This is a genomic window from Streptomyces sp. NPDC087300, assembly GCF_044744425.1.
Taxonomy (GTDB): Bacteria; Actinomycetota; Actinomycetes; order Streptomycetales; family Streptomycetaceae; genus Streptomyces.
Genome location: NZ_JBIUYI010000003.1, coordinates 538544 through 557144 on the forward strand (window position 1 = coordinate 538544; position 18601 = coordinate 557144).

An 18601-nucleotide genomic window follows, 5' to 3' on the forward strand; every position below is an offset into this window, starting at 1 on the left:
CGGCCCGTCCCGCGCTCAGTCCTCGTGGCCCAGCTGGAGGTCGCGCTCGGTGCGGCCGCCGCCCGCGACCTGGAGAACGGTGGCGACCGGCGGGTAACCCGCGGCGATGACGGTGTACTCGCCGGACGACAGGTCGACGAAGCGGAACGTGCCGTCCGCTCCCGTGGTCAGGGTGTCGACGACGTTGCCCGCCGCGTCGAGCAGCGTCACGCGGGCGTCCTCCACGGGCCGCCCGCCGCTGGCTCGCACGGTGCCCCGGAGCACGGCGCCGCCCGCGAGTTCCACGTCCTGGCGGGTCTCCCTGGACGCCTGCACGGAGACGGGCAGCGCGGCGGGCCGGAAGGCGGGGGCGCTCGCCGCGAGGGTGTACTCGCCCGCCACCAGCTCCGTGATCACATAGCTGCCCTCGCGGCCGCTGCGGGTGGTGGCGACGACCTCGCCGCGGACGTCGGTGAGGGTGACGGCGGCGTCCCTGACGGGCGTCCCGTCGGCGGTGACGACGGTGCCCGCGAGGCGGCCCGCGCCGCCGAGGACCACGTCGAGCTCTACGGGACGCTCGCCGACCGTGACGGTGACGGCCTGCGGCTGGTGCCCGCCCGCGGCCGCGATCAGCACGAACGATCCCGATCCTGGCGTCGACAGGGCGTACCGGCCGTCCTCGCCGCTCGCGCCGCGGCCGATCTGCTGCCCGGCGACGTCGATGAGGGTGAGGGCCGCGCGGGGTACCACGGTGCCGTCGGGGTGCTGCACGGTGCCGCACACCGGGACCCCCGCGGTGTACGCCGTCGTACGGGCCTGGGGAATGGGCACGGGCTCCGCGGCGGCCGCGTTCTGGGAAGCTGCGCTGGACAACAGGGGGGTCTCCTTGAGGAAGAAGGCGATCAGCATGCCGAGGACGAGCACCGGCACCAGGTAGAGGAAGATCCGCGGCATCGCGTCGGCGTAGGCCTGGATGTAGCCGTCGCGCAGCGGCGCGGGCAGCGTGTGGACGAGCTGCGGGGTGATGGACTCGGCGTCGGGCAGGGCCGCTCCGGCGTCCGCGGGGATGCGGTCGGCGAGCGCGTCGGCGAGCCGGTTGGCGAAGAGCGTGCCGAAGACGGCGGCGCCGACGCTGCCGCCGATCTGCCGGAAGTAGTTGTTGGCGCTGGTGGCGGTGCCGAGGTCGGCGGGCCCCACCGCGTTCTGCACGGCGAGGACCAGGACCGGCATGACCATGCCGATACCGGCGCCGAGCACGGCCATCCAGATGCTGTACTCCAGCCGGGGCGTGTCGACTTCGAGGCGCGAGAGCAGCCACATGCCGACCACGGAGAGGGCGCCGCCGAGCACCGGGTAGATCTTGTAGCGCCCGGTGTGGCTGATCAGCTGTCCGGAGATGATCGAGGCGCCGACGATGCCGCCCATCATCGGCAGCATCAGGAGGCCGGACTCGGTGGCGCTCGCCCCGTCGACCATCTGTAGGAACGTCGGCAGATAACTGGCCGCTCCGAAGAGGGCGATCCCGACGACCATGCCTACAAGACCGGTGATGTTGAAGACCGGATCACGGAACAGGCGCAGCGGGATGATCGGTTCCGCGGCGAAGCGCTCGGCGACGAGGAAGAGCAGGGTCGACACGACGGCCCCGGCGCCGAGCCCCAGGATGACGCGGTCGCCCCAGGCGTACTCGGTCCCGCCCCAACTGGTCAGCAGCACCAGGCAGGTGGAGGCGGCGGCGAGCAGCAGCGCGCCGACGACGTCGAGCCTGCCCCTGGCCGCGGGCTTGGGCAGCTTCAGGACCAGGCTGACGACGACGAGCGTGACCAGGCCGAAGGGCACGTTGAAGTAGAAGCACCAGCGCCAGGACGCGTGGTCGGTGAAGAAGCCGCCGAGCAGTGGTCCGGCGACCGAGGCGAGGCCGAAGGCGGCGCCGATCAGGCCCATGTAGCGGCCGCGCTGCCGGGGCGGCACGATGTCGGCGATGATCGCCTGTACGCCGATCATGAGGCCGCCGGCGCCGGCGCCCTGGAGGGCGCGGAACGCGATGAGTTCGTCCATGGTCCGCGACCAGCCCGCCAGCGCGGAGCCGATGACGAAGAGGACGATCGCGAACTGGAAGACGCCCTTGCGGCCGAAGAGGTCGCCGAGCTTGCCGTAGATCGGCAGGCCGATCGTCGAGGTCAGCAGGTAGGCGGTGATCGCCCAGGACATCTTGTCCAGGCCGTGCAGCTCACCGACGATCTTCGGGAGCGCGGTGGCGACGATCATCTGCTCCAGCGCGGCCAGCAGCAGCGCGAGCATCAGCCCGACGAAGACCATCCGGACGCGGCGGGGGCTGAGCCCGTCCGTCGCGGAGATCCGGGCCGGGGGCGGGTGCGGCGCCTGTGCCGCGCCCTCCTCGGGTGGTGCGTCGGCCGCCTCGACGGCCTCCGTGCCGTCCTGCTCGACGGCCTTCACCAGCGTCGTCCCGCCCACGTACTGCTCCCCTCGTCGCGCTTGCGCCGCCCATTTCTCGCATTACGCGACAACTGTGAGCAAGCGCGACGAGTCGCCCTTTCCGCGGTCTCCGGCCGCCCGGACGGACGTATCCGCCGGTCGGAGCCCTACGGCGTACAACGGGGCCGGAACGAAAACCACTCGAAACGGTGAGCGTGCAAACAACCCTGATGGGTTACGCGGGAGTTGGGGCTACTTCTCGACCTCGGCGGCGAGCTTGTCGAGCACGGCGTCGTAGATCCGCGCGAGGCCCTTGGGCGCGAACGTCTTCTCGAAGAAACCGCCGATGCCGCCCGCGCCGTTCCACACGGTGGAGACGACCACGCGGGACCTGCCCTCGCCCGCCGGGGTCACGGTCCAGGTGGTGACCATCGAGGAGTTGCGGTCCTTCTCGACCAGTTCGCCGTCGTTCGGCTCGCTGACCTCGAGGAGGCAGTCCCTGATGCGCTTGCTGGTGGCCTGCAGCTTCCAGTGCACGAGGGTGCCCTCGCCGTCACCGCCCTCGCGCACCTCGTACTCGCTGAAGTGGTCCGAGAGGATCTTCCCGCGCGTGCCGTTGTAGTCGGCCAGTGCGTCGAAGACATCGTCGGGCTGTGCCGCGATGGTCCGCTCCGTGGTCGCCTCGACCTGCGCCATTGCACTTCCTCCAGCACTTGGTTTATCGGGGGGTTCGCGGAAAGCCAACCACCCTGCCCACCGGCGTCCCAAATCGGGTCCCTGGTCGGGGGCGCGCTCAGACCGGCAGCAGCCGCAGGGAGCCCCAGAGGGCGAGGGTCGAAAGGAGGAGGGCCGCGGGGGTGGTGAGAAGGCCGAGGCGGGTGAACTCCCTGAGGTCGACGTCGTGTTCGTGCTGATGCGCGATGCGCCGCCACAGGAGGGTGGCGAGGGAGCCCGCGTAGGTGAGGTTGGGGCCGATGTTCACGCCGATCAGTACGGCGAGGACGGCGCCGGGACCGGACGGCGCGGCCAGCGGCACCAGGGCGAGGACCGCGGGCAGGTTGTTGATCAGGTTGGCGAGCAGCGCGGCGACGGCCGCGGTGCCGAGCAGGGCGGGCAGCGCGCTGCCGTCGGGCAGGACGTGGCCGAGCGCGTCGCCGAGTCCGTTGTCGACGACGGCCCTGACGACGACGCCGAGCGCGAGGACGAAGGCCAGGAAGGGCAGCGAGGCCGAGCGCAGGATCGCCACCGGAGTCGTACGGCCCCGCACCAGGGCCCGTACGCCGAGGACCGCGGCACCGGCCGCCGCGGCCCAGGCCGGGTCGACGCCCACGGCCGAGGCGACGGCGAACCCGGCGAGCGTGGCGACCACGGTGACCAGCGCGAAGAGCGGCATCTCGGGCGGTTCCGCCGGGTCGCCGCCGTCGGCCGGGGCGTCGAGGTCGGCGGCGAAGAAGCGCCGGAACACGGCGTACTCGACGGCGATGGCGACGATCCAGGGCAGCGTCATGAGCAGCGCGAAGCGCGTGAAGCTCAGCCCGGTCGCGGTGAACGCGAGCAGGTTCGTCAGGTTCGACACGGGCAGCAGCAGCGAGGCGGTGTTGGACAGATGGGCGCTCGCGTAGACGTGCGGTTTGGGCGGCACGCCCATGCGCGCGGCCGTGGCGAAGACCACCGGGGTCAGCAGGACCACCGTGGCGTCCAGGCTCAGCGCCGCGGTGATCACGGAGGCGAGCCCGAAGACGGCGGTCAGGAGCCGTCGGGGGCGGCGCGCCGCCCAGCGCGCCATCCAGGTCCCGCAGGCGTGGAAGAGCCCTTCGTCGGCGCAGAGCTTGGCGAGGACGAGGACGCCCGCGAGGAAGCCGATGACCGGTCCGAGCCGCTCGGCCTCCTGGCGCACGTGGTCGAGCGGGATCGCGCCGGTCGCGACGACGAGCCCGGCGGCCGGTACGGCGAAGGCCGCCTCCGGCCAGCGGAAGGGGCGGACCACGGCGCAGACCAGGACCACGGCGAGGGCGGCGACGGACAGGGACTCGACGAGCATGGGTCCGATCATCCATCGCACGGCGCGCCGGTCCTACGGCGGGCCGGGGCGCCATGGGGGCGGACGCGGGCGCGGCCGCCCGCGAAGGGCACGGGCGGGGGCGGGGGCGACGGACAGCGGGGCGGCGGCGTTCGGCACGCCGCCGCCCCCTATGCCCGCTCTAACGGCCCCGCGTCACGACTGGGGCGGCTGGTCCTGGTCCCTGCCCAGCTGGTCCTTGAGCTTGTCCTGGGCCGTGTCGACCTGGCTGCTGTACTTGCCCTGGGTCTTGTCGTCGACGAAGTCGCCGGCCTTGTCGATGCCCTGGCCCGCCTGGTCCTCGTGGCCCTTGAGCATCTGCTTGAGCTTGTCCATCACGGACATGGTCGGCCTCCTTGGTTCTAGCCGTCACCATCAGCATGCGGGCTCCCGCGAGCTGCTGCATCCGCAGGCGCCACGGCGGTCCCGCCCGCGCCCCGCGAGGAACGACCGTTCTAATTAATGGGTCCCCTTCGCACGGCGCCCTCGGGCACAATGCAGGAGTGGAACTGAACGGTGAAAAAGTATTACTGCGGCCCGTACTTGACAGCGACGTGAAGAAGCTCGACAAGATCGTCAGAGAGCCCGAGGTGGCCGCCTGGTGGTCCACCCCCGACGACTACGAGGAGATGCTCGCCATCACCCTCGACGGCGAGGTCATCGGGGCGGTGCAGTACGAGGAGGAGGAAGACCCGGAGTTCCGGCACGCCGGGATCGACATCTTCCTCACGGCGAGCCGGCACGGCCAGGGCCTCGGCACGGACACGGTGCGCACCGTGTCGCGCTGGCTGATCGAGGAGCGGGGGCACCACCGGATCACCATCGACCCGGCGGTGGCGAACGCGGGCGCGGTCCGCAGCTACAGCAAGGTGGGGTTCAAGCCGGTCGGCGTCATGCGCGCGTACGCGCGTGACCACACGACCGGCGCCTGGCAGGACGCCCTGCTGATGGACCTGCTCGCCGACGAGCTGATCTGACGCACGCCCCCTGACCTTCCGACCGTCGCTCGCCCGTGCGCGCCCGCGCGCACGGGCCTCATCCGTCGCCGATCTGCGCGAGGCCGTCCGTCCGGCCGTCGAGCGAGGCGGCGACCGGCGTACGGAATGCGCGTGCCAGTTCCAGGAGAAACGATTCTTCACTGGAGATGTTCACGCTGTCCCAGTCGTGCGGGATGACCGCGTCGAAGTCCTTGGCCGCCCCCATCCGCTGGGCCCGCAGGGCCTCGTGCAGGAGACAGGCCAGCACCATCGCTTCGGCGGAGCTCCCGCGCAGGCCCAGCTGTTCCACCCGGTCCTTGGCCAGCTGCGGCAGCGCGGGATGGACGTACCCGTGCAGGGAGAGGATCGCGTCCCGTATCTCGATCAGCCTGCGGTAGACGACCAGCCGGCGCGGGGCGCGCGGCCACACCACTTCGGCGATCCGGGAGCGCCGCCGGTGCAGCGCCACGTGCGGCACCGCCTGCACCAGGGTCCGCCACAGGGGCCACAGCACCCACAGGGTCCTGATCTGCGCGGGCAGCCGTCGCATCGCGCCCCACATGGGCACCAGCAGGGCGGCCGCGCGCAGGATGCCGTGCAGGCTCATCAACAGGGACAGATGCCGTACGGGCGGGCCGCCGACGACCAGCCGGCCCAGCGCCACGCACCAATAGGCACCGACGAGCGCCGTGCCCGCCCCGAACACCCACAGGCTGAGCCGCAGGGAGGGACTCGACGAACGGCTGCCCTGCCGCAGACACACGTGCACGCACACCACGTTGGCCACGATGTGACTGCCCATCAGGATGGCCCAGTACGTACTGACGGACGTCGGCCCGCCCGGGTGGGCGTGCTGCTCCCGCGCCGTGTCGAGCAGGACCAGGACGAGCACGACCAGCGCCACCGAGGAGATCAGCCCCCGGTGCCACCAGCGGTGCCTGGCCGCCCCCGTGACGAAGTACAGGACGCAGCCCGCCGACAGGACCCCGAAGAGGTTCCTGGTCAGGCCCACCTCGTGCAGGCTGCCCGTGAGGTCGAGGGCGGTCCTGATGACGACCGGCAGTTGGAGCGCCATGGCGACCGCGGCCGTCGCCACGGCCAGCCACAGGCCGCGCTGGGCGGGACTCCTGGCGGCCGCGGGGGCGCGCAGCAGGACCACCGCCCCCATGCCGGCCGTGCTGACGTACTGGGCCACGGACGCCACCTGCGTCATGTCAGCCGCCACGGGTCGTCGCCCCCACGCCGAGCGCCTCGCCGAGGTAGTGCGGCACGCCGTCCGGCCGCCGCTCGTCCCGCCGTTCACCGGTGGGCTGTTCGCCCCTGGTGCGGATCAGGCTCGCCAGCATCTCGGCCTCCTGCTCGCGCCGAGTCGTGTAGTCGGTGCGGGCGAGCAGGCGCCGGATCAGCTGCGGGCTGAGGTCACCGAAGAGCTGGGGCGCGTCCCCCAAGTCGTCCAAGTCGTCGCCCAGTTCGAGCGATTGATGGCCGAAGAGCATATGCCCGACCTCGTGCAGGATGATGTGGTCCTGATGCAGCCGGGCCGTGCGCTGCTCGAAGAAGATGTGGTCGTCGACGTCCGTGGCCAGCCATAATCCGCACGCACCCGCTTTGGCCGCCTGGCGCGGTAAGGGGTGCAGATGAAGTGAACGCTGACGCTGAGCCGCAAGGCGCGTACAGAAGGATTCAACGGTGAAGGGATGCGGCAGGCTGAGTCCGTCCACGATCGCCTGGCACCGCTGCCGGAGTTTCACATATATGTATGACATATGCTCTTTCCGTTGACCTGGAGCGGGGCATCGGTAGTAGCTGGAGCTGAGGACATGCATTGACCCTCCCGATCGCGAGGACAGGGTGATGCGGGGTGCCGATGGGATTCCGGCGACATACGCGGCACAACTCCCCGTCCACCTGTCCTCCGCACCGAGGCGGGAGGCGGCGCGCCTACGCTCGTTTCACTCCGTGCGCTGGGGATCGTGCCTGTCGTCGTCAGCCGGTTGGGGCAGGTTCTGGATCTTCCGAGCCTCGTTCACCATGACCAGCAGCGCGTCGAGGGTGGACGGCGAAAGGCCTTCCGCCCTGAGCGCGAGATTGCGGATCCGGTTGTCCCTGAGAGCCGTTGCGAGGGCGAGTTGGGCATTTACCCGTTCGGATACCTCGTCATTGAGGAAGTACTCCGGCGGAACCCCGAAGTACTCCGCGAGTACGCCGAGTTGCTCCAGAGTTATGTTGCGCTTCTTTCCGGTGACCAATTCCCATAGGTACGTTCCGGAGATGGTCCCGCCGGTACTTTCTCTTATTTCCCGGGCGAGCCGCGCGTAACCGGGGCGGCTGTCCTTGTCCGGATAGATGGCGCAAATAAGGTCTTTGATGCGCTGGTCGAGTTTATCCAGCAGCAGCCTGCCGCTTTCGGAACGCCCCGTATTACCGTCCCTCATGCGTCACCCTCCCCTTGTCCAGACCGAAGGGTGAGACCTTCGCCGAAGTGGACGGCTGACACGGTACGCCTTCGCCAAGCAGGGGACCACGGGGCCGGTGAGAATCCGGCCACGCCGTGACCAGGTCTGTTCAACTGTTCGCAACAGCGGACAAGTTGACGGTCAATCATCAGCTGGCTACTGTCTGTCCAGGTCGAACGGCCGGGTCCGCCCGGCGCGGCGCACGGCGGATGCCGCCGTGATGGTCCGCGTGACACGTTCGGCCGTAGCAGCGCGCCAGACGAGAGCCTGCACGCCGCCGGGCCGACCGACCCGGACCAACAGGCTTCGTCCTCCCCCGCTCCCTATCGCTCCGGCAGTCACTTCACCGTTCATTCGTGCCGCCTTCGGCTGCGCCGATAAGGCGGGCCGCAGAACACCGCCAAAGATGAACTCCGTCAGGAACCCGCTGCGGTGACACCACTGACGGGCAACGCCGCGATGGATTTCGGCTCCTCACAGAGAAGGGCCCAGCCTTGGCAGAGCAGGTTCACGGTAGCGCTCCCACCACGGTGCGCGAGAGTGATATCCAGGCCGTTCCGCTTCCCCCGGAAAGCAAGTCCGAACTCTTTCACCGGAGTTCGGTGCGCGTACCTCTCGATCTGCTGCTGCCGGCGGTGTCCCCCCGCGTCGCAGGCGTGGACGACCGGCATGTCGAGGCGCTCGCCCTGATCGAGGGCCCGCTGCCGCCCATCGTGGTGCACCGCCCCACCCTGCGGGTGATCGACGGGACGCACCGGCTGCTGGCCGCGCGTGCCCGTGGGGAGACGGAGGTGCGGGTGCGGTTCTTCGACGGCGGCGAGGCCGATGCCTTCGTGCTCTCCGTCGCCCTCAACAACGCCCAGGGGCTCGCGCTCTCCGCTGCCGACCGCAGCAGGGCCGCGGCGCGGATCATCGCCTCCCATCCGCACTGGTCGGACCGCCGCATCGCCCGCGTCACCGGCCTGGCCGCCAGCACCGTGGGCGGTGTCCGCAAGCGTTCGACCGTACGGACCGCGCAGTCGAACGCGCGGCTCGGCATGGACGGCCGCATCCGCCCCCAGGACATCGCCCAACGGCGCGAGCTGGCCGGGCAGTTCCTCGCCGAACAGCCGCAGGCGTCCCTGCGTACGGTGGCCAAGGCCGCGGGGATCTCCCTGAGCACGGCCCATGACGTACGGGCGCGACTGCGGGCGGGCAACGATCTGCTGCCTCCCGCGCTGTGCAAGCCGAAGCCGAGGCCGAAGCCGGTACCTGCCGCGCCGCACAGCGCGGCGGGCGCGGGCGGCACGGTGGATACGGCGGGCACAGCAGGCGCGGACGGCACACCGGGCACCGCGGATACGGCAGTTGCGACAGCCCCACAGGGCGCGCCGGACACCGCGGATACGACAGACGCGACACGTGCGACGGGCGTAACCGGCGGGGCAGGCACGGCTGGTGCGGTACGCGTACGCGCGGCTGGCGCGGCCCAAGCGGTCGGCGCGGCGGATTCGGCCGGCGCGGCACGCACGCCCGGCGCAGCAGACGCGACAAGCACCACTCGCACACCCGCCCCGGCAAACGCAGCCGCCGCCCCCTCGACCGACCCGCCCCTCCCCCGTTCCCCCCGCGGCCCCGCCCGCGCCCCCGTCCCCTCCGACCTGCTCGGCCGGCTGCGTAAGGACCCCTCGCTGCGGTTCACGGAGGACGGCCGGATCCTGCTGCACTGGCTCGGCTCCGCCGTGCTCAGCGATCAGGGGGCCGCGCGGTTCGTCCGCTGCGTGCCGCCGCACCGGGCCGCCGCCGTGGCTGCCCTGGCCCGCAGTTGCGCGCAGGGCTGGCTGCGTCTTGCCGAGTCGCTCGACCGGCGCGGCAGGGCCGACGTGTGACCCGCTGAGAGAAGGCGTCTCCCGATCACCCCTCGTGCCCCGCCCACACCGGGGCACCCGTACAGAGGAGCAGACACCGTGAAGGCACTCGTGTTCCACAGTCCCGAGAAGGCGACCTTCGAGCAGCGCGACGTTCCCACCCCACGGCCCGGCGAAGCCCTCGTGCACATCGCGTACAACTCCATCTGTGGCAGTGACCTCTCGCTCTACCGCGGGGTCTGGCACGGCTTCGGCTACCCCGTCGTGCCCGGCCACGAGTGGAGCGGCACCGTCGTCGAGATCAACGGCGCCAACGGCCACGACCAGTCGCTGGTCGGCAGGAACGTGGTGGGCGATCTGACCTGCGCCTGCGGGAGCTGCGCGGCCTGCGGGCGCGGCACCCCCGTGCTCTGCGAGAACCTCCAGGAGCTCGGCTTCACCAAGGACGGCGCCTGCGCCGAGTACATGACGATCCCGGTCGACAACCTCCGGCCGCTGCCGGACGCGCTGCCGCTGCGGGCCGCCTGCCAGGTGGAACCCCTCGCGGTGGCGCTCAACGCGGTGAGCACGGCGGGGGTGAACCCCGGGGACCGGGTCGCCGTCATGGGAGCGGGCGGCATCGGCCTCATGCTCATGCAGGTCGCCAAGTACCTCGGCGGCGAGGTGACGGTGGTGTCCGAGCCCGTCGCCGAACGACGGGCGGTCGCCGGGCAGTTGGGCGCCACCGAGCTGTGCTCCGCGGCGCCGGGCCAGCTGGCCGAACTCGTCGCCCGGCGCCCCGAGCTCACGCCCGACGTGGTCCTTGAGGCGTCCGGCTATCCGGCCGCGCTCCAGGAGGCCATCGAGGTGGTCAGGCCGGGCGGCCGGGTCGGTCTGATCGGCTACCGGGTGGAGGAGACGGGGCCGATGTCCCCGCAGCACATCGCGGTGAAGGCGCTCACCCTGCGCGGCTCGCTGGGCCCCGGCGGCCGCTTCGACGACGCCGTCGAACTGCTCGCCAAGGGCACGGACATCGCGGTCGAGCCGCTGCTCAGCCACGAGTTCGGCCTCGCCGACTACGCCACCGCCATCGACCTGGCGCTGTCCCGCACCGACGGCAACGTGCGCTCCTTCTTCAACCTGCGCGACTAGGGCCCACGCGCGCGTCCCGTACGGAAACGCTCTGCTCCGCCGCCACCGCCGCACCTTCCAGTGAGGAGATCAGGGATGAGCGTGTCACGGGGCCCACGTGTCAACGCCACGGCCTTACGGCTGTGGACGTTCATGGGGCTGATGGAGCTCGTTCCGCTGTTCCCGCTCTACCCGTTGCTCTTCTCCGACCACGGATTGTCGGGGTCGGCGATCTCCTCGCTGCTCGTCCTGTGGTCGATGACGACCTTCGTCCTGGAGATCCCCTCGGGCGCCCTCGGCGACCTGATGTCCCGCAGGCTGCTGCTCGCGTTCAGCGTCCTGCTGCGGGCGGGGGGCTTCGGTCTCTGGTTCATCGCGCCCGGCTACTGGACCTTCGCCGTCGGCTTCCTGTGCTGGGGCATCTGTGACGCCCTGACCTCAGGGACCCTGGAGTCCCTCGTCTACGACGAACTCCAGGACCGCGGCGAAGGCGACACCTACGGCCCGGTCATCGGCACCGGACGGGCCATCTCCCTGCTCGCCACGCTCACCGCGCTGCTCCTCGCCGGGCCGCTCTTCCTCCTCGGCGGGTACGGTCTGGTCGGCGCGGTCAGCGTCGGGGCCGGCCTGGCGGGCGCGGTCACCGCGCTGTGCTTCCCCGATCCACCGCGCCACCAGGTCGAATCCGAACGCGGCGGCTTCCACCGCTATCTCGCCACCTTCAAGGCCGGTCTCGGCGAGGTCCGCAGGGAACGGGCCGTCATGCGGCTGGTGTTGATCGCCGCGATCCTCCAGAGCATGACGGCCATCGACGAGTACTTCCCGCTGCTCGCCCACGAGAACGGCGCGGCCAAGAGCCTCATCCCGCTCCTGGTGGCGATCCCCGTGCTGTGTGCCTCGGTGGGCAGCTGGCTCGCCGGGCGTTCCACCGGGGTCTCGCGCAGGACCGCGTTCCTCACCGTGGCGGCCACCGGGCCGCTGCTGCTCATCGGCGCGCAGAGCCACCACCAGTGGGGCATGCTCTCGATCGCCGTGGCCTTCGGGATCATCCAGTGGGGCATCGTGGTGTCCGGGCTCTGGCTCCAGGACGCCATCGTCGGAGCGGCCCGCGCGACCATCACCTCCGTCGCGGGCTTCGGCGCCGAGGTCTCCTCGGTCGGCTGGTACCTGGTCGCGGCCACCGCCCTCACCGTCACCGACGTCTCCGGCCTGACGTCGTGGTTCAGCCTCCCCTGCCTGCTGATCGCGGGCCTCACCTGGTTCTGGTTCCCCGAGCGCACGGCCGCCGAGCCCGCCGCGCAGCGGCCCACCACCTACTCGAAGGGGTAACGACTGTGTCCACCCACCCTGTTCTCGACTGGAGCCGGTCCGCCGAACACCTGCGCCGCTCCCACGCCGTCACCACCGATCCGCGTCCCGACGAGGACGGCCACTACCCCTGCGTACTGACCCGGGGCAGCGGCGCCCGCGTGCACGACCTGGACGGCAACGCCTACCTCGACCTCACCGGCTCCTTCGGCTCGGTGCTCATCGGGCACGCCGAACCGGTCGTCGTACGGGCGGTGACCGACGTCCTCGCCGAGGGCAATCTCTTCTACACCGGCGCGAGCCCGCGCCGGCTGGCCCTCGCTGAGCGGCTCGTCGACTGGTTCCCCTGGGCCGAACAGGCCGTGTTCTACCGCACCGGCTCCTGCGCGGTCTCCGCCGCCGCCCGGCTCGCCCAGCACGCGACGGGTCGCAACCGGGTGCTGAGCTCCGGCTACCACGGCTGGCACGACTGGCACCTGGAAGCGGTGCCGGAGGCCAAGCCGAAGACCTTTGAGTCGTACGCCACCGAGTTCCACAACGACCTGGGGCTCTACCGCTCCTGGCTGGAGCGGCACGGCGAGGAGGTCGCCGCGGTCGTGGTGACGCCGGAGCCGCACCGCTTCGGCCACGCCTACTACCAGGAGCTGTGCAAGGTGGCCAAGGAGTACGGCTGCCTGTTCGTCGTGGACGAGGTCAAGACCGGATTCCGGGCCGGGAAGGGCGGGTTCAGCGCACGGGCCGGCATCGAGCCGGACGCCGTGACCGTGTCCAAGGGCATGGCCAACGGGCACAGCATCTCCGCCGTCGTGGGCAAGCGCAGCCTCACCCAGGAGCTGAGCGAGGCGCACGTCTGGTCGACGTACCAGAACGAACAGGTCGGCTTCGCCGCCGCGTTGGCGTCGCTGGACTTCCTGGTCCTGCACGACGTCGCCGCGGTGACCGAACGCACGGGTGAGAAGGTCCGCAAGAGCGTGCTCCAGCTGTTCGCCCGGCACGGCCTGCCCATCGCGGCGCCGGGCTGGGGCCCGATGTTCGAGCTGGACTTCGACGAGGCGGAGGAGGGACTCGCCGAGCGGCTCGAAGCGGCGCTGCTGCGGCACGGGATCTTCTGCGACACGGGCGACGACTTCAACATGATGTTCCACACCGCGGACCACACCGACGAGCTCCTCGAGCGGTTCGCCGCCGCGCTCGGCGACCTGTGAGGCCGGGGTGCGCATCGTCTCCGCACCGGACGCGGCCCGCCGCACCTTCGACGTCTGCGTGGTCGGCAGCGGCGCCTCCGGCGCCATCACCGCCGCCGTGCTCGCCGAACGGGGCCTGTCCGTACTCGTGTTGGAACAGGGCACCGCGATCCCGCCGGGCACCGACCACGACGACGTGGAGGACCCCGACACCTGGGCGTACGCCCGCGACGGCGACGGCTGGAGCAAGGAGGGCTACCCCTGGAGCGCCATGGCGTTCGGCGGCGGCACGGTGTTCTACGGCGGCATCTCCTTCCGCTACGAGCAGCGCGACCTCGACCCGCCGCCCGCGCTCCTGGGCGACGCCGACTACGCGCACTGGGGGCTGCGGCTCGCCGAACTGGAGCCGCACTACGACTGGGTGGAGGAGCGGCTCGGGGTGAGCGGCCCTTCGCACGGCAAGGTGGGCGACTACGTCTTTCCGCACTACGCGCGAGGGTCCCTGCCGCACACCGCGATGGGCGGCGCGCTCGCCCAGGGCGCGCGGGCGCTCGGACTGACCCCGCTGGCCACCCCGATGGCGATCAGCGGGAGCAGGGACGGGCACGGCCCGGGGTGCGCCGAGCTGACGCCGTGCACCGGCTTCACCTGCCCGGTCAACGCCAAGGCCGATGTGATCAGCCGCGTGCTGGCCCGCGCCGAGGGGGACGTGTCGGTCGCCCTCGACACCCGGGCGGTGCGGTTCGTGGACTCGGCGGCGGGGCGGGCGCACCGTCTCGAAGTACTGGGCGGCAGTCCGCGCGGGCGTCACACGATCCGTGCCGGGCGGTTCGTCCTCGCGGCCAACGCCATCCAGTCCGCGGCGCTGCTGCTGCGTTCGGCTGACCGGCGCGAGCCGGACGGCATGGGGAACTCCAGCGGTCAGGTGGGCCGCCATCTGGCCATGAAGAACAGCGTCTACGTCCGGGGCCGGGTCCGCGAGCGGATCGTCGCCCACCAGCCGCTGCGCCACCGCTACTCCAGCGTCTGCGTCCTGGACCATCTGCGCGGCGAGGAGTTCCCCGGGCAGGTCGGCGGGATCATCTACGAGGCCAACCCGTGGGAGGACCCCGAGGCCGACCGGCCGGGCGCCGGTTCGCTGCTCCAGCTGGAGTGTCTGCTCGGCGACCGGCCGCAGGCCCGCAACATGGTGCGGCTCGCGAAGAGCCGGGACCGGGACGGTCTGGTGCGGATCGTCATGGACTACCGCCAGCACCCCTTGGACGCCGAACGCCTCGACGTGCTCCAGGGCAGGGCGAGGGACGTCCTGCGTGCGGCGGGGGCCGAGCGGACCGAGGCCGTCGACAGCGGCTTCGCGACCGGCAGTACCCATCTGCACGGCACGCTGCGGGCCGGCGCCGACCCCGCGACCTCGGTGACCGACCGCACGGGCCGGCTGCACGACTACGACAACGTGTGGTCGGCCGACGGCGCGACGTTCCCCTTCGCCGGGAACTTCAATCCGACCCTCACCATCCAGGCCAACGCCCGGCGGATCGCGGTCGGCATCGCCTGACGGGCGTCCCTTCTCCTCTTGGAGGTATGTGTCATGCCCCTGCACAGTTCACGGCTCGCGGTCGACGAGGGAACCCCCGTCCGCCGACGCCCCTGGCCGGTGTGGCCGCAGCCCGCCGACGGAGCCCTCGACGCGCTCTCCCGCGTCCTGCGCTCGGGCCGCTGGGCCATCAGCGGCCCCTACCGTGGCGTGGAGTCGGCCGAGCGCCGCTTCGCCCGCCGCTTCGCCGACTACCACCACATCGCCCACTGCGTACCGGCCTCCAGCGGTACGGCGAGCCTGATGCTGGCCCTGGAGGCCTGTGGCGTCGGCGCCGGGGACGAGGTCATCCTGCCCGGCGTCACCTGGGTCGCCTCCGCCTCCACCGTGGTGGGCGTCAACGCGGTGCCGGTGTTCGCCGACATCGACCCGGAGACCCTCTGCCTGGACCCGGACGCCGTCGAGGCGGCCATCACCCCGGCCACCAAGGCGATCGTCGTCGTCCACCTGTACGCGGCCGTCGCCGACCTCACCCGTCTCAAGGAGGTGGCCGACCGGCACGGCATCGTGCTCATCGAGGACTGCGCGCAGGCCCACGGCGCCGAGTTCGAGGGGCACAAGGTCGGCACCTTCGGCGCGGTCGGCACCTTCAGCATGCAGCAGAGCAAGGTCCTGACCAGCGGTGAGGGCGGCGCGGCCATCACCGCCGACCCGGTGCTCGCCCGCCGGATGGAACACCTGCGCGCGGACGGCCGCTGCTACGGCGACACGGCGCCCCTCTCCGGCCGGATGGAGCTCGTCGAGACCGGCGAGCTGATGGGCAGCAACCGCTGCCTGTCCGAGTTCCAGGCCGCCGTCCTGACCGAGCAGCTGGGCGAGCTCGACCGGTTCAACGCCCGGCGCGCGCACAACGCGGAGCTCCTCGACGCGCTGCTCGTCGACGCCGGGTACCGGCCGCAGCGCAGCGCGCCGGGCACCACCGCCCGCACGTACTACACGTACGCCGCCGAGCTGCCCGAAGCGGAGCTGCCCGGCGCGGACATCGCCAAGGTCACCGAAGCGCTCACCGCCGAACTCGGCTTCCCGGTGACTCCGTCCTACTCGCCGCTCAACGCCAATCCGCTGTACGACCCGTCGAGCCGCAGCCGGTTCGCGCTCGGGCCGCAGCACGAGAAGCTCATCGACCCCGCCCGGTTCGTGCTCCCGGTGAGCGGCCGTCTGACACGCCGGCTCGTCACCTTCCACCACGCCGCCCTGCTCGGCGACGAGTCGGACATGCGGGACATCGCAGAAGCGTTCACCAAGGTTCTCCAGCACGGCGCGGCCCTGGCCGCTTGAGCCGAAGCCGTCACTCACGCCTTCACGATTGGGGAGAGACCATGCAGGTCACCACCGTCACCATGGACGACGTCCAGTACCCCTACCGATTAGGCACGGACTGCCTGGACGACATCGTCACGCGCCTCGGCGAGCTCGGCGCCAGCCGCTATCTGGTCGTCAGCGACCCCACGGTCGCCGAGCTGTACGGGCAGCGGCTGTGCGAGGAACTCGCGGCCCTGGCGGGGCCCGCCGAGCTGATCACCCACCCGTCGGGAGAGCGGAACAAGGGCCTGCCCACGCTGCACGACCTCGCCGAGGAGGCCCTGCGGCGCGGCGCCGACCGGCAGAGCATCGTCGTGGCGCTCGGCGGCGGGGTCACCGGGAACATCGCGGGGCTGCTGGCCGCGCTGCTCTTCCGCGGCATCCGCCTGGTCCACGTGCCCACCACCGTGGTGGCCATGCTGGACTCGGTGCTCTCGCTCAAGCAGGCCGTGAACGCGGGCGTCGGCAAGAACCTGGTCGGCACCTTCTACCAGCCCGTCGAGGTGCTCGCCGACACCGCGATGCTGCGCACCCTGCCGGTCCGCGAGATCAGGTCGGGGATGTGCGAGGTGGTGAAGAACTCGCTCGCCATCCGCCCCAGCATGATCGACCAGCTGTCGGCGGGGCTGCGTCCCGACGGCCGCTATCCCGACGACACGATGCGCTGGATCATCTACGAGAGCCTGGCCGCCAAGGCCCAGGTCACCGCGTACGACAAGTACGAGCGCGGCGAGGGACTCGTCCTGGAGTACGGGCACACCGTCGGGCACGCGGTGGAGCACTCCTCGCAGGGAGCCGTGCCGCACGGCGCCGCCGTCGGTCTCGGCATGATCGCCGCCGCCCGGGTCTCCCACCGGTCGGGCTGGGCCTCGGCCGAACTCGTCGAGCTGCACCGGGAGCTCGTCGGCAAGACCGGCGTCGCGCTGCACATCCCGTCCGACGTGTCACTGTCGGCCGTCAGGCACCGGCTCGCCTTCGACAACAAGCGGGGCTATCTGCCGGTCGACGCGGCCTCCTACCCGATGGTGCTCCTCGAATCGCCCGGCAAGGTGCTGCGCAGCGAGGGCACCGTGCTGACGGCGGCGCCCAGGGATCTGGTCGACTCGGTGGTGGACGAGCTGGCGCGGGCCCCGCGGCCCGGCGGGCGGAGCGCCGACGCGGCCGTCCTGGACGGTGCCCGGTGACCGCCCCCGTGCGGGTCGGCGTCGTCGGCGCCGGGTTCATGGGCGGGGTGCACGCCGAGGTGGTGGCCGCGCATCCCGGCGCCCGGCTCCAGGCGGTGCACGACCTCGACCCCGCCGCCGCGCGGGAGCTCGCCGAACGGTTCCGCGCCCAGCGGACCGAGCCCTCCTGGGAGGCGCTGCTCGCCGACCCGGCGATCGATCTGCTCATCATCACCACGCCCAACGGCCTGCACCACGCGCAGGCGGCCGCAGCGCTGCGGGCGGGCAAGCACGTCCTGGTGGAGAAGCCGCTCGGCGTCACGCCCGAGCAGGTGACCGAGCTCATCGAGCTGGCGGGCCGGCACCGCCGGGTCCTGGCCCACGGAAGCAACTTCGTGCACAGCCCGAAGTTCGTCCGGGCCCGTCAACTGGTCGCGGACACCGAGGCGTTCGGCAGGCCGCACCTGGTCAGGGTCGTCTTCCGCAACTCGGGCCCCGAGGCCGCCTGGGCCGCGTCCAGGGAACTGGCGGGCGGCGGCGCCCTGCTGGACCTCGGCTGCCACGCGGTGGAGCTGTGCCGGTGGCTGCTCGGCGGCGCCGAGGTCGCCTCCGTCAGCGCCCGCCTTCAACGGGTGCGACCGCTCCCGGGCGGCGAATCGGAAGGCGGCCCCGGCACCGCGCGGGACATCCTGGAGGACCAGGCGCTGCTGGTCATGGAGTTCGCCGACGGCACGGTCGGACAGTGCGACGTCTCCTGGGCCACCCAGGGCGGTGAGCAGGTCACCGCGGAGATCATCGGCACCCAGGGCAGGGTCGAGGTCGACCTGTGGACCGGCATGGGGCTGCGCGCCTACTCGGACAAGGGCTACCAGGACGTCTGGGACCCCGAGCAGGGCTGGGTGCATCCGGAATGGGAGTGGATCCGCGCGAGCGGCTACCACCACCAGGACGGGGCCGTCATCGAGGCGGTGGGCCAGGGCATCCCGCTGACGCACGGCCCCGCCGAGGCGCTCGCCTCGGCCCGCGTCCTGGCCACCGGCTACCGGAGCCACGCCGAGGGACGGACGCTGCGGCTCTCCGGCGATCCGGTCCCGGCCGGCGCGGCGGCGCCGACGGGCTCGGGATGACCGCCCGCAGAGTCCGCCCGCCCGCCGCAGCATCCCCACCGCACCCCATCGATGGAGGG

At 71.6% G+C, this 18601-nt stretch carries 16 protein-coding genes; 9 read left to right on the top strand and 7 right to left on the bottom strand.

Going from position 1 to position 18601, the window contains the following annotated elements; all coding sequences use genetic code 11:
* Window positions 1-15 precede the first annotated feature (15 nt).
* The 4 genes from ACIO9J_RS13235 to ACIO9J_RS13250 all read right to left on the bottom strand — a co-directional run bounded on the left by ACIO9J_RS13235 (window position 16) and on the right by ACIO9J_RS13250 (window position 4819).
* Window positions 16-2454, bottom strand: a complete 2439-nt coding sequence (locus ACIO9J_RS13235) for an MFS transporter (RefSeq protein ID WP_401997124.1) — start codon at window positions 2452-2454, stop codon at window positions 16-18.
* A 213-nt stretch (window positions 2455-2667) separates the two neighbouring features.
* Window positions 2668-3111 carry an SRPBCC family protein gene (locus ACIO9J_RS13240; protein ID WP_401997127.1) on the bottom strand — a complete coding sequence of 148 codons (444 nt, stop codon included), beginning with the start codon at window positions 3109-3111 and terminating at the stop codon, window positions 2668-2670.
* A gap of 97 nt (window positions 3112-3208) precedes the next feature.
* The gene (locus ACIO9J_RS13245; protein ID WP_401997130.1) at window positions 3209-4456 is read right to left on the bottom strand and encodes an SLC13 family permease; all 1248 of its coding nucleotides are present in this window, start codon (window positions 4454-4456) and stop codon (window positions 3209-3211) included.
* Window positions 4457-4630: 174 nt separating this feature from the next.
* Entirely contained in the window at window positions 4631-4819 is a 189-nt protein-coding gene (locus ACIO9J_RS13250) for an antitoxin (RefSeq protein ID WP_401997133.1), read from the bottom strand.
* Window positions 4820-4977: 158 nt separating this feature from the next.
* Here ACIO9J_RS13250 and aac(6') point away from each other — a divergent pair, with 158 nt between their 5' ends.
* Window positions 4978-5451, top strand: a complete 474-nt coding sequence (gene aac(6'), locus ACIO9J_RS13255) for an aminoglycoside 6'-N-acetyltransferase (RefSeq protein ID WP_401997135.1) — start codon at window positions 4978-4980, stop codon at window positions 5449-5451.
* Window positions 5452-5509: 58 nt separating this feature from the next.
* On the opposite strand, the gene ACIO9J_RS13260 is transcribed toward aac(6'), so the two are convergent.
* The 3 genes from ACIO9J_RS13260 to ACIO9J_RS13270 all read right to left on the bottom strand — a co-directional run bounded on the left by ACIO9J_RS13260 (window position 5510) and on the right by ACIO9J_RS13270 (window position 7886).
* On the bottom strand, window positions 5510-6664 hold the full coding sequence (locus ACIO9J_RS13260; protein WP_401997138.1) for an MAB_1171c family putative transporter: 1155 nt from the start codon (window positions 6662-6664) through the stop codon (window positions 5510-5512).
* Between the two features lies 1 nt (window position 6665).
* Window positions 6666-7217 (bottom strand): hypothetical protein, encoded by a 552-nt coding sequence (locus tag ACIO9J_RS13265; protein WP_401997140.1) that lies wholly within the window; start codon window positions 7215-7217, stop codon window positions 6666-6668.
* Between the two features lie 186 nt (window positions 7218-7403).
* Window positions 7404-7886, bottom strand: a complete 483-nt coding sequence (locus ACIO9J_RS13270) for a hypothetical protein (protein ID WP_401997143.1) — start codon at window positions 7884-7886, stop codon at window positions 7404-7406.
* A 623-nt stretch (window positions 7887-8509) separates the two neighbouring features.
* On the opposite strand from ACIO9J_RS13270, the gene ACIO9J_RS13275 reads away from it, so the two are divergent.
* The 8 genes from ACIO9J_RS13275 (at window position 8510) to ACIO9J_RS13310 (ending at window position 18542) form a co-directional block, all read left to right on the top strand.
* Entirely contained in the window at window positions 8510-9775 is a 1266-nt protein-coding gene (locus ACIO9J_RS13275; protein ID WP_401997145.1) for a ParB/RepB/Spo0J family partition protein, read from the top strand.
* 78 nt (window positions 9776-9853) lie between these two features.
* The gene (locus tag ACIO9J_RS13280) at window positions 9854-10885 is read left to right on the top strand and encodes a zinc-binding dehydrogenase (protein ID WP_401997148.1); all 1032 of its coding nucleotides are present in this window, start codon (window positions 9854-9856) and stop codon (window positions 10883-10885) included.
* Between the two features lie 75 nt (window positions 10886-10960).
* Window positions 10961-12193: an MFS transporter gene (locus tag ACIO9J_RS13285; protein WP_401997151.1), complete on the top strand. Its 1233-nt coding sequence runs from the start codon at window positions 10961-10963 to the stop codon at window positions 12191-12193.
* A gap of 5 nt (window positions 12194-12198) precedes the next feature.
* Window positions 12199-13377 carry an aminotransferase class III-fold pyridoxal phosphate-dependent enzyme gene (locus ACIO9J_RS13290; protein WP_401997154.1) on the top strand — a complete coding sequence of 393 codons (1179 nt, stop codon included), beginning with the start codon at window positions 12199-12201 and terminating at the stop codon, window positions 13375-13377.
* 7 nt (window positions 13378-13384) lie between these two features.
* The gene (locus ACIO9J_RS13295) at window positions 13385-14911 is read left to right on the top strand and encodes an FAD-dependent oxidoreductase (protein ID WP_401997157.1); all 1527 of its coding nucleotides are present in this window, start codon (window positions 13385-13387) and stop codon (window positions 14909-14911) included.
* Window positions 14912-14944: 33 nt separating this feature from the next.
* Window positions 14945-16228, top strand: coding sequence for a DegT/DnrJ/EryC1/StrS family aminotransferase (locus tag ACIO9J_RS13300; RefSeq protein ID WP_401997159.1), 1284 nt, complete (start codon window positions 14945-14947; stop codon window positions 16226-16228).
* Window positions 16229-16269: 41 nt separating this feature from the next.
* Window positions 16270-17436 (top strand): 2-deoxy-scyllo-inosose synthase, encoded by a 1167-nt coding sequence (locus tag ACIO9J_RS13305; RefSeq protein WP_401997161.1) that lies wholly within the window; start codon window positions 16270-16272, stop codon window positions 17434-17436.
* Window positions 17433-18542 (top strand): Gfo/Idh/MocA family protein, encoded by a 1110-nt coding sequence (locus tag ACIO9J_RS13310; RefSeq protein ID WP_401997164.1) that lies wholly within the window; start codon window positions 17433-17435, stop codon window positions 18540-18542. Before ACIO9J_RS13305 ends, ACIO9J_RS13310 begins: the two co-directional genes overlap by 4 nt.
* The last annotated feature ends 59 nt before the right edge of the window (window positions 18543-18601 follow it).